Genomic DNA, 7,985 nt, shown 5'->3' with positions numbered 1-7,985 from the left:
GTTTTGCTATTCGTGAAGGTGGTCGTACTGTTGGTGCCGGTATCGTCTCTAAGATCATTGAATAAATAATGCTTGTTGAGTGCTTTGATTATTGAAGGCACTTTGTATAACAGGGAAATAAAGAGCATGAACAGTCAGAATATTCGCATTCGCTTGAAAGCGTTTGATCATAGAATTCTTGATACGTCGACGCGTGAGATCGTATCGACTGCTAAACGTACCGGTGCAAATGTCCGTGGTCCCATTCCGCTTCCTACGCGGATTGAGAAGTTTACGGTCAATCGTGGACCGCATATCGATAAGAAAAGTCGTGAGCAGTTTGAGATGCGAACACATAAGCGTCTTCTTGATATTGTTGATCCAACGCCGCAAACAGTGGATGCGCTTATGAAGCTCGATCTTTCTGCTGGTGTGGATGTAGAAATTAAGCTCTGAGGTTTGAGGACAGAAGGAACAGACCCGATGCGTTCAGGTGTAATAGCACAGAAGCTGGGCATGACCCGTATTTATAATGATGCTGGTGAGCATGTGCCGGTGACGGTACTTCGTTTGGAGAATTGTCAAGTCGTTGCTCAGCGTACAGTTGAAAAGAATGGTTATACTGCTGTTCAATTAGGTGTAGGCTTTGCTAAGGTTAAGAATACTTCACAAGCTCTTCGTGGACATTTTGCTAAGGCTTCTGTTGAGCCTAAAGCCAAAATAGCAGAGTTTCGTGTGAGTCCCGACAATCTTCTTGATGTTGGTACTGAGATTACAGTGGAACATTTTGTTCCAGGACAAAGAGTTGATGTGACTGGTACCAGTATTGGTAAGGGGTTTGCTGGTGTTATGAAGCGACATAACTTTGGTGGACATCGTGCTTCTCATGGTAATTCTATCACACATCGTGCTCATGGTTCTACAGGGCAGTGCCAAGATCCTGGTAAAGTTTTTAAAGGCAAAAAAATGGCTGGCCATATGGGGCAAGTGCGTGTAACAACACAGAATATTGAAGTTGTTTCCACTGATAGTGAGCGTGGTTTAATTTTAGTGCGTGGTGCTGTTTCTGGTTCTAAAGGTTCTTGGATTTTGATACGGGATGCTGTGAAGAAGCGTCTTCCTGATAATGCTCCAAAGCCTGCTGGTATTCGCCGTCTTGTGAAGGAGAAAGCGGAAATGGTTACTCCGGTGACGGAAACCTCTGAAGTTGAGGGAGCCTAATAATGGATCTTGTAATTAAAACTCTTGATGGTAATGAAGCTGGCAAATTAAAGGTTTCTGAAGCTATTTTTGATCTTGTTCCGCGTGAGGATATTTTGCAACGTGTTGTTCGTTGGCAGCTTGCACGTCGTCAGCAGGGAAGTCATCAATCCCAAGGTCGTTCTGATGTGTCGCGAACAGGGGCAAAAATGTTTAAACAGAAAGGAACTGGGCGTGCTCGACATTCATCTGCACGTGCACCGCAGTTTAGAGGTGGGGGTAAGGCACATGGACCAGTGGTTCGTAGCCATGCGCATGATCTTCCTAAAAAAATTCGTGCTCTTGGATTGCGTTTTGCGTTATCTGCGAAATTAAAAGCAAAAGATTTAATTATTGTGGATGAGTTGACTGTTAAGGATGCTAAAACGAAAATGCTTGTTTCTCATTTTTCTAAGCTTGGATTTAATAACGCTCTCTTGATTGGTGGTAAGGAGATTGATATTAACTTTTTTCGTGCAGCCTCTAATATCCCTAATATTGACATTTTGCCTATTCAGGGAATTAATGTTTATGATATTTTGCGTCGCAGCAAACTTGTTTTATCAAAAGCAGCTGTTGAGGCTCTTGAGGAGCGTTTTAAATGACAGATCTTCGCCATTATGATATAATTATTAGTCCAGTTATTACTGAAAAGGCGACTATGATTTCTGAATACAATCAAGTTGCTTTTAATGTCGCGCCGAAAGCGACGAAGCCTGAGATTAAGGCTGCTGTTGAAGCGCTTTTTAGCGTAAAAGTTAAAGCAGTTAACACGATAGTCCGTAAGGGTAAAGTGAAGCGTTTCAAAGGTATAGTTGGTCGGCAGAGTGATGTCAAAAAAGCGATCGTAACTCTGGCCAGTGGTCAGACTATCGACGTTTCGACAGGTCTTTAAGAGGCTCGGAGAAGGAATAATGGCACTTAAGCAGTTTAATCCAACGACACCTGGGCAGCGTCAGCTTGTTATTGTGGAACGTTCTTGCCTTTATAAGGGAAAACCTGTAAAGATGTTAACTGAAGGTTTGTCTTCAAAGGGTGGACGTAATAATCGCGGTCGTGTTACTGCTCGTTTTCAGGGTGGTGGACATAAACGTAGTTATCGGTTTGTCGACTTTAAGCGTCTTAAACGTGATGTTTCAGCAAAGGTTGAGCGTTTAGAGTATGATCCTAATCGTACCGCTTTTATTGCTTTAATCCGTTATGAGGATGGGCAATTGAGTTATATTCTTGCACCACAGCGTCTTGGTGTTGGTGATTCTGTTATGGCTGGTTTAAATGTAGATGTTAAGCCGGGTAATGCTATGCCTCTTGCTAATATGCCTGTAGGTACAATTATTCATAATGTTGAGATGAAGCCAGGAAAAGGCGGACAGATTGCACGTTCAGCAGGTGCTTATGCGCAGTTGGTTGGACGAGATCATGGTATGGCTATTCTTCGTTTAAATTCTGGTGAACAGCGTTTGGTTCCCAGTAGCTGTTTTGCAACTGTTGGCGCTGTTTCAAATCCTGATCATGGGAATATTAATGATGGTAAAGCAGGTCGGTCACGTTGGCGTGGTAAGCGTCCACATGTTCGCGGTGTTGCTATGAACCCCGTTGATCATCCACACGGTGGCGGTGAAGGTCGTACATCAGGGGGGCGCCATCCAGTATCTCCTTGGGGTAAACCTACGAAAGGTAAGCGTACGCGCTCTAATAAAGCCACTGATAAATTTATTATGCGTACGCGTCATCAACGCAAGAAATGAGAAAGGTAGTCTGAAGTGGTTCGTTCAGTTTGGAAAGGTCCGTTTGTTGACGGCTATCTTCTTGGTAAAGCAGAGAAGGTACGTGCAAGTGGGCGCAATGAAGTTATAAAAATATGGAGTCGTCGCTCTACTATTTTGCCGCAATTTGTTGGTTTAACTTTTGGTGTTTACAACGGTAATAAGCACATTCCTGTTTCTGTTTCTGAAGAGATGGTTGGGCATAAGTTTGGTGAGTTCGCTCCTACCCGGACTTATTATGGTCATGGTGCCGATAAAAAAGCAAAGAGGAAGTAGGAATGGGAAAAGCTAAAGTTTCGCGCCAACTTAAAGATAATGAAGCAAGAGCTGTCACACGGACAATTCGTGTTAGTCCGCAGAAACTTAATTTAGTTGCTGCAATGATTCGTGGTAAAAGAGTTAATGTCGCACTCGCTGATTTGATGTTTTCACGCAAGCGTATTGCTGCTACTGTGAAAAAAACGCTTGAATCAGCAATTGCAAATGCAGAGAATAACCACGATCTTGATATTGATTCGCTTGTTGTGGCGGAAGCTTATGTTGGTAAGTCGATAGTGATGAAGCGCTTTCATGTTCGTGGTCGAGGGCGTGCGAGTAGAATTGAACGTCCATTTTCGCATCTTACTGTTATTGTTCGTGAAGTTACCGAAAAAGTGGAGGCCGCGTAATGGGTCAGAAGATCAATCCAATAGGACTTCGTCTTGGTGTTAATCGGACTTGGGACTCTCGTTGGTATGCTGATAGTGGTGAATATGGACGTCTTCTTCATGAAGATTTGAAAATTCGTTCGTATGTGCTTGAGGAGCTTAAACAGGCGGCTATTTCTAAGGTCGTTATTGAGCGTCCTCATAAAAAGTGTCGTATTACGATTCATTCTGCACGTCCTGGTTTGATTATTGGTAAAAAAGGTGCTGATATCGAAAAGCTTCGTCATAAACTCTCAGAAATGACGGATGCTGAAACTTCATTGAATATTGTGGAGATTCGTAAACCGGAGATTGATGCGACAATTATTGCGCAATCAATTGCTCAACAGTTAGAGCGTCGTGTTGCTTTTCGTCGTGCAATGAAGCGTGCTGTTCAGTCTGCTATGCGTCTTGGTGCGGAAGGTATTCGTATCAATTGTTCTGGCCGTCTTGGTGGTGCTGAAATTGCTCGTATGGAATGGTATCGTGAAGGTCGTGTTCCACTTCATACCTTGCGTTCTGATGTTGATTACGGTACAGCAGAAGCTAAGACCGCTTATGGTATTTGTGGTATTAAAGTTTGGGTCTTTAAGGGTGAGATTCTTGAGCATGATCCGATGGCTTCAGAACGTCGTGCTACGGAAGTTGATCAATCTGGTTCTTCATCGAATCGTCGTCGCGAAAATGCTTAGTTTTTGAGATTGAACTAAATTTTGGAGTAGAGAACAATGTTGCAGCCAAAGCGCACAAAGTTCCGTAAACAGTTCAAAGGCCGTATTCACGGTTTTTCGAAGGGTGGTACGGATTTGAATTTCGGTGCCTACGGTTTGAAGGCTGTTGAGCCAGAGCGGGTTACTGCTCGTCAAATTGAAGCGGCGCGTCGTGCGATTACACGTTATATGAAGCGTTCTGGTCGTGTGTGGATTCGCATTTTTCCAGATCTTCCGGTTACATCTAAACCGACTGAAGTTCGTATGGGTAAAGGTAAGGGAAGTGTTGATTATTGGGCTGCACGTGTTGCTCCTGGGCGCGTCATGTTTGAGCTTGATGGCGTTCCGGAGGATGTTGCACGTGAAGCACTAAGATTGGGTGCTGCAAAGTTGCCTATAAAAACGCGTTTCATCCAGCGTATTGCTGAATAATGAGGTTAAGCGATGAGAGCCACAGAATTACGGGCGCAAACGCTCGACCAAATGAAAGATGAATTGGCTAAGTTAAAGAAAGAGCAATTTAATTTGCGTTTTCAAAAAGCAACAGGTCAATTAGAAAAGACTGCGCGCGTTAGACAAGTTCGTCGTGATATTGCGCGTATTAAAACTTTTCTTCGTCAAAAGATAAGTGAAAGTAAGGTTTAAGGAAATAAGAGATGCCTAAACGCGTTTTGCAGGGTGTTGTTATTAGCGACAAAAGTGATAAGACTGTTGTTGTCAAAGTTGAACGCCGTTATTCTCATCCGCTTCTTAAGAAGACTGTTCGGCAGTCTAAAAATTATAAAGCGCATGACGAAAACAACCAATTCAAGATTGGGGATCAAGTTTCTATTCAAGAATCTAGACCAATTTCGAAAGATAAGTGTTGGATTGTTGTAAAAGACAATGTAGCGTAATGAGTTAAGCTTATTGTTTTAGAATTTAACAGTGTGGTTATCATTGATAAATTTGAAGGCGATAACTTTATCGTTATTTGGCAGGCAAATCCGAGTGTGTAAAAGATACAATCGGATATATGTGTTAAGAGAAGGTGGCCAGTCATGATTCAGATGCAAACAAACCTCGACGTTGCTGATAATTCTGGAGCGCGTCGTGTCATGTGCATCAAAGTGTTAGGCGGTTCAAAGCGAAAATATGCTTCGGTCGGTGACATTATTGTTGTTTCGGTTAAGGATGCAATTCCTCGTGGCCGTGTTAAAAAAGGTGATGTTATGAAAGCTGTTGTGGTTCGTACTGCTAAGGATATTCGTCGCGCAGATGGTAGTGTCATTCGTTTTGATAGTAATGCTGCGGTTTTAGTGGATAATAAAAAAGAGCCGATCGGTACGCGTATTTTTGGACCTGTTCCTCGTGAATTGCGTGGTAGGAATCATATGAAGATCATCTCTCTCGCTCCTGAAGTGCTGTAAGGAGTAGATGTTATGCAGAAGATTCGAAAAGGTGATAAAGTTGTTGTTTTATCCGGTAAGGATAAAGGATGTAGTGGTGAAGTAATTAAGGTTAATCCGAAAGATAATAAGGCTTTTGTTCGTGGGGTTAATATGATTAAACGTCATCAACGTCAAACGCAGAAGCAAGAAGCTGGAATTATTTCTAAGGAAGCTCCAATTCATCTGTCTAATTTGGCGATTGCTGATCCTAAAGATGGTAAGCCTACACGTGTAGGTTTTCGTATGAATGCAGATGGTAATAAAGTGCGTTTTGCCAAGCGTTCGGGAGAGTTGATTAATGGCTGAGGAAAGACAAATACCGCGTATGAAAGCGCATTATTTTGAAGTGATCCGTAAAACACTTCAAGAAAAGTTTAATTACAAAAATGCGATGCAAATTCCGCGGATTGATAAAATTGTGATAAATATGGGGATAGGTGAAGCGACTGCTGATTCGAAAAAGCCTTCCCTTGCTGCTGAGGATTTAGGACTTATAACAGGTCAGAAGGCCGTTATTACGCGTGCACGTAATTCTATTGCAACCTTTAAGGTTCGTGAAGGAATGCCTCTTGGGGCTAAAGTTACATTGCGTAAAGATCGTATGTTTGAGTTTTTAGATCGTCTTGTTACGATTGCTCTTCCGCGAGTTCGTGACTTTCGTGGTTTAAATCCAAAAAGCTTTGATGGTCGTGGCAATTTTGCTATGGGTATTAAAGAACACATTGTGTTTCCAGAAATTAACTATGATAAAGTTGATCAAATTTGGGGCATGGATATTATCGTTTGTACGACAGCAAAAACGGATGATGAAGCTCGTGAACTATTGCGTGCTTTTAATTTTCCTTTTCGTTCGTAACGGCAAACGTAGCGAGGTGAAATTATGGCCAAAGTAAGTGCCGTTGAAAAAAATAAACGTCGTGAGGTGATGGTGAAGCGTTATGCTGCACGTCGTGCACGTTTGAAAGCAATAGTGATGGATCAGAAGGTTTCTCTTGAAGAACGCTTTAAAGCTTCCGTTCAATTAGCAGAATTGCCACGTAATTCTGCAAAAGTTCGTGTTCGTAATCGCTGTGAGGTTTCAGGTCGTCCACGGGCTTATTACCGTAAGTTAAAAATGTCGCGAATTGCATTGCGTGAACTTGGCTCTGTGGGCCATATCCCTGGTATTGTAAAGTCTAGTTGGTAAGAGGAGATTATTCAATGTCTATGTCAGATCCTCTTGGTGATATGTTAACACGTATTCGTAATGCACTTGGTCGTAAAAAAGGCAAAGTGGTTACTCCCGCTTCGAAGCTTCGTGCACACGTTCTTGATGTTTTGCAGTCAGAAGGTTATATTCGGGGATATAATCGCGTTGATTTAGGTGATGGAAAAGCTGAAATTGAAATCGAGTTGAAGTATTTTGAAGGGTTGGCTGCTATTCGTGAGATTTCACGTGTGTCAAAGCCAGGTCGTCGTGTGTATGTTTCCGCTAAGTCGCTTCCGCAGGTGGCAAATGGTTTAGGTATTTCGATTTTATCGACTCCTAAAGGCGTTATGGCGGATCATGAAGCGCGTGAACAGAATGTTGGTGGAGAACTCCTTTGTCGTGTTTTCTAAGTTATGTCAAGAAAACGGAAGAAAAAGTAGGTTAGAACAATGTCTCGTATTGGAAAGAAACCCATTTCAATTCCTTCTGGAGTTACTGCTACTGTTGAAGGTCAGCTGGTTAAGGCAAAAGGTCCAAAAGGTGAGCTGAGTTACGTCGTCAATGATGAAGTCTTGGTCAAACTTGAGGAAAATATCATATCAGTTATGCCGCGGGATCAGTCAAAAGACGCGCGTTCTAAATGGGGTATGTCGCGCTCAATGATTGAGAACATTTTTTGTGGTGTGAAAGATGGTTTTGAAAAGAGATTGGAGATTAATGGGGTTGGTTATCGTGCTGCTTTGCAGGGTAAGGATGTCCAACTATCTCTGGGCTTCTCACATGATGTGGTTTATAAAGTTCCGTCGGGTGTGACTGTGACTGTTCCTAAGCCAACGGAAATTGTTGTTTCTGGAATTGATAAACAGCAAGTTGGACAAGTTGCAGCGGAGATTCGTGAGTATCGTAGGCCTGAGCCTTATAAAGGTAAAGGTGTTAAGCATGCAGATGAACGTATCTTCCGTAAAGAAGGTAAAAAGAAATAAGGA

General features: G+C 42.5%; 17 protein-coding genes and 1 pseudogene. All 18 read left to right on the top strand.

What is annotated here, in order from left to right:
• Window positions 1–65 (top strand): annotated as a pseudogene (locus ACFIN0_RS05465) (elongation factor Tu); the annotation flags it as partial.
• 61 nt (window positions 66–126) lie between these two features.
• The gene (gene rpsJ, locus ACFIN0_RS05460; protein ID WP_005773267.1) at window positions 127–435 is read left to right on the top strand and encodes a 30S ribosomal protein S10; all 309 of its coding nucleotides are present in this window, start codon (window positions 127–129) and stop codon (window positions 433–435) included.
• 27 nt (window positions 436–462) lie between these two features.
• Window positions 463–1,200 (top strand): 50S ribosomal protein L3, encoded by a 738-nt coding sequence (gene rplC, locus ACFIN0_RS05455; protein WP_375606720.1) that lies wholly within the window; start codon window positions 463–465, stop codon window positions 1,198–1,200.
• Window positions 1,201–1,202: 2 nt separating this feature from the next.
• Window positions 1,203–1,823, top strand: coding sequence for a 50S ribosomal protein L4 (gene rplD / locus ACFIN0_RS05450; RefSeq protein ID WP_375608615.1), 621 nt, complete (start codon window positions 1,203–1,205; stop codon window positions 1,821–1,823).
• Window positions 1,820–2,113: a 50S ribosomal protein L23 gene (locus tag ACFIN0_RS05445; protein WP_375606718.1), complete on the top strand. Its 294-nt coding sequence runs from the start codon at window positions 1,820–1,822 to the stop codon at window positions 2,111–2,113. Before rplD ends, ACFIN0_RS05445 begins: the two co-directional genes overlap by 4 nt.
• A gap of 19 nt (window positions 2,114–2,132) precedes the next feature.
• Window positions 2,133–2,966 (top strand): 50S ribosomal protein L2, encoded by an 834-nt coding sequence (rplB, locus tag ACFIN0_RS05440; protein WP_375611474.1) that lies wholly within the window; start codon window positions 2,133–2,135, stop codon window positions 2,964–2,966.
• A gap of 15 nt (window positions 2,967–2,981) precedes the next feature.
• Window positions 2,982–3,260: a 30S ribosomal protein S19 gene (gene rpsS / locus ACFIN0_RS05435; protein ID WP_004855734.1), complete on the top strand. Its 279-nt coding sequence runs from the start codon at window positions 2,982–2,984 to the stop codon at window positions 3,258–3,260.
• Between the two features lie 2 nt (window positions 3,261–3,262).
• Window positions 3,263–3,652, top strand: coding sequence for a 50S ribosomal protein L22 (rplV, locus tag ACFIN0_RS05430; protein ID WP_273791407.1), 390 nt, complete (start codon window positions 3,263–3,265; stop codon window positions 3,650–3,652).
• A complete protein-coding gene (gene rpsC / locus ACFIN0_RS05425) occupies window positions 3,652–4,362 on the top strand; it encodes a 30S ribosomal protein S3 (protein ID WP_375606716.1) in 711 nt (236 codons plus the stop codon). Before rplV ends, rpsC begins: the two co-directional genes overlap by 1 nt.
• Before the next feature lie 36 nt (window positions 4,363–4,398).
• On the top strand, window positions 4,399–4,812 hold the full coding sequence (gene rplP, locus ACFIN0_RS05420) for a 50S ribosomal protein L16 (RefSeq protein WP_375606715.1): 414 nt from the start codon (window positions 4,399–4,401) through the stop codon (window positions 4,810–4,812).
• 12 nt (window positions 4,813–4,824) lie between these two features.
• Window positions 4,825–5,025, top strand: coding sequence for a 50S ribosomal protein L29 (gene rpmC, locus ACFIN0_RS05415; RefSeq protein WP_375606714.1), 201 nt, complete (start codon window positions 4,825–4,827; stop codon window positions 5,023–5,025).
• Window positions 5,026–5,036: 11 nt separating this feature from the next.
• On the top strand, window positions 5,037–5,276 hold the full coding sequence (gene rpsQ / locus ACFIN0_RS05410; protein WP_012231991.1) for a 30S ribosomal protein S17: 240 nt from the start codon (window positions 5,037–5,039) through the stop codon (window positions 5,274–5,276).
• A 144-nt stretch (window positions 5,277–5,420) separates the two neighbouring features.
• Window positions 5,421–5,789, top strand: coding sequence for a 50S ribosomal protein L14 (gene rplN, locus ACFIN0_RS05405; RefSeq protein WP_004855715.1), 369 nt, complete (start codon window positions 5,421–5,423; stop codon window positions 5,787–5,789).
• A gap of 12 nt (window positions 5,790–5,801) precedes the next feature.
• Window positions 5,802–6,116 carry a 50S ribosomal protein L24 gene (gene rplX, locus ACFIN0_RS05400; protein WP_273760562.1) on the top strand — a complete coding sequence of 105 codons (315 nt, stop codon included), beginning with the start codon at window positions 5,802–5,804 and terminating at the stop codon, window positions 6,114–6,116.
• Window positions 6,109–6,666, top strand: coding sequence for a 50S ribosomal protein L5 (rplE, locus tag ACFIN0_RS05395; RefSeq protein ID WP_375606713.1), 558 nt, complete (start codon window positions 6,109–6,111; stop codon window positions 6,664–6,666). The genes rplX and rplE overlap by 8 nt, the downstream gene beginning before the upstream one ends.
• A 24-nt stretch (window positions 6,667–6,690) precedes the next feature.
• Window positions 6,691–6,996 carry a 30S ribosomal protein S14 gene (rpsN, locus tag ACFIN0_RS05390; protein ID WP_375606712.1) on the top strand — a complete coding sequence of 102 codons (306 nt, stop codon included), beginning with the start codon at window positions 6,691–6,693 and terminating at the stop codon, window positions 6,994–6,996.
• Window positions 6,997–7,010: 14 nt separating this feature from the next.
• Window positions 7,011–7,409: a 30S ribosomal protein S8 gene (rpsH, locus tag ACFIN0_RS05385; RefSeq protein WP_375606711.1), complete on the top strand. Its 399-nt coding sequence runs from the start codon at window positions 7,011–7,013 to the stop codon at window positions 7,407–7,409.
• Between the two features lie 39 nt (window positions 7,410–7,448).
• Complete coding sequence (gene rplF / locus ACFIN0_RS05380; protein ID WP_273791413.1) at window positions 7,449–7,982, top strand: 50S ribosomal protein L6; 534 nt, start codon at window positions 7,449–7,451, stop codon at window positions 7,980–7,982.
• Window positions 7,983–7,985 lie beyond the last annotated feature (3 nt).

It is taken from the genome of Bartonella sp. AA89HNZF, assembly GCF_042196905.1.
Lineage (GTDB): Bacteria > Pseudomonadota > Alphaproteobacteria > Rhizobiales > Rhizobiaceae > Bartonella.
Note: the sequence above shows the minus strand (reverse complement) of the source record. Positions and strands in the feature narration are given on the sequence as shown.

What these genes read in the sequence shown, in the direction of transcription:
- rpsC (WP_375606716.1), top strand. Translation starts at nt 3,652, where the DNA reads ATGGGTCAGAAGATCAATCCAATAGGACTTCGTCTTGGTGTTAATCGG.
- ACFIN0_RS05445 (WP_375606718.1), top strand. Translation starts at nt 1,820, where the DNA reads ATGACAGATCTTCGCCATTATGATATAATTATTAGTCCAGTTATTACT.
- rplD (WP_375608615.1), top strand. Translation starts at nt 1,203, where the DNA reads ATGGATCTTGTAATTAAAACTCTTGATGGTAATGAAGCTGGCAAATTA.
- rpsN (WP_375606712.1), top strand. Translation starts at nt 6,691, where the DNA reads ATGGCCAAAGTAAGTGCCGTTGAAAAAAATAAACGTCGTGAGGTGATG.
- rpsQ (WP_012231991.1), top strand. Translation starts at nt 5,037, where the DNA reads ATGCCTAAACGCGTTTTGCAGGGTGTTGTTATTAGCGACAAAAGTGAT.
- rplP (WP_375606715.1), top strand. Translation starts at nt 4,399, where the DNA reads ATGTTGCAGCCAAAGCGCACAAAGTTCCGTAAACAGTTCAAAGGCCGT.
- rplX (WP_273760562.1), top strand. Translation starts at nt 5,802, where the DNA reads ATGCAGAAGATTCGAAAAGGTGATAAAGTTGTTGTTTTATCCGGTAAG.
- rplC (WP_375606720.1), top strand. Translation starts at nt 463, where the DNA reads ATGCGTTCAGGTGTAATAGCACAGAAGCTGGGCATGACCCGTATTTAT.
- rplE (WP_375606713.1), top strand. Translation starts at nt 6,109, where the DNA reads ATGGCTGAGGAAAGACAAATACCGCGTATGAAAGCGCATTATTTTGAA.
- rplB (WP_375611474.1), top strand. Translation starts at nt 2,133, where the DNA reads ATGGCACTTAAGCAGTTTAATCCAACGACACCTGGGCAGCGTCAGCTT.
- rplV (WP_273791407.1), top strand. Translation starts at nt 3,263, where the DNA reads ATGGGAAAAGCTAAAGTTTCGCGCCAACTTAAAGATAATGAAGCAAGA.
- rpsH (WP_375606711.1), top strand. Translation starts at nt 7,011, where the DNA reads ATGTCTATGTCAGATCCTCTTGGTGATATGTTAACACGTATTCGTAAT.
- rplN (WP_004855715.1), top strand. Translation starts at nt 5,421, where the DNA reads ATGATTCAGATGCAAACAAACCTCGACGTTGCTGATAATTCTGGAGCG.
- rpsJ (WP_005773267.1), top strand. Translation starts at nt 127, where the DNA reads ATGAACAGTCAGAATATTCGCATTCGCTTGAAAGCGTTTGATCATAGA.
- rpmC (WP_375606714.1), top strand. Translation starts at nt 4,825, where the DNA reads ATGAGAGCCACAGAATTACGGGCGCAAACGCTCGACCAAATGAAAGAT.
- rplF (WP_273791413.1), top strand. Translation starts at nt 7,449, where the DNA reads ATGTCTCGTATTGGAAAGAAACCCATTTCAATTCCTTCTGGAGTTACT.